This window comes from Pseudomonas sp. RW407 (assembly GCF_003176655.1).
Taxonomy (GTDB): domain Bacteria; phylum Pseudomonadota; class Gammaproteobacteria; order Pseudomonadales; family Pseudomonadaceae; genus Pseudomonas; species Pseudomonas delhiensis.
The window spans coordinates 443,864-444,296 of sequence record NZ_QGSL01000029.1 but is presented as its reverse complement, the minus strand read 5'-3'; the positions used below and the strand labels follow the sequence as shown (position 1 = coordinate 444,296).

General features: G+C 66.3%; 1 protein-coding gene. It reads right to left on the bottom strand.

Translation table 11 applies throughout. The annotated features are described in order from the left end of the window. Nucleotides 1-433, bottom strand: a 433-nt coding sequence (locus tag DK254_RS34285) for a carbohydrate porin (protein ID WP_177412018.1), incomplete at both ends; no start/stop codon positions are given.

The window sequence follows — 433 nt, the reverse complement described above, 5'->3', positions numbered from 1 at the left end:
GCCCTGGGTGCCGCTGCCGCTGAGCTTGAAGCCGTTGCCGGTCTCCAGGTTCGAGGGGTTCTGCTCGTAGGCGCCGACCTGCACGAAGAACTCGGGGCCCAGGTTGTACTTCACCCGCAGCGCCCACTGGCTCACCGGCCAGTTGTACCAGATGCCGCCCACCCAGTTGCCCACCTGCGAGCCGCAGAACGCCAGGTTCTGGAAGTCGCAGGGGAAGCTGTTGAAGTCCTCGCCCTCGCCGAAGCGGCCGAACTTCACGTCCAGGGCGTCGTCGAGGAAGGTCTGCTTGTACCACATCTGTGTCAGCCGCCAGGTCTGGCCGCGGCCCCAGACTTCCTGCACCGAGCTGAGCTGGCCGGCGCGCGGGTCACTGATGCGGTCGTTGGACAGGTTGTTGCCGCTGCGCTCGGTGATGGTCAGCTGGAACTCGGCA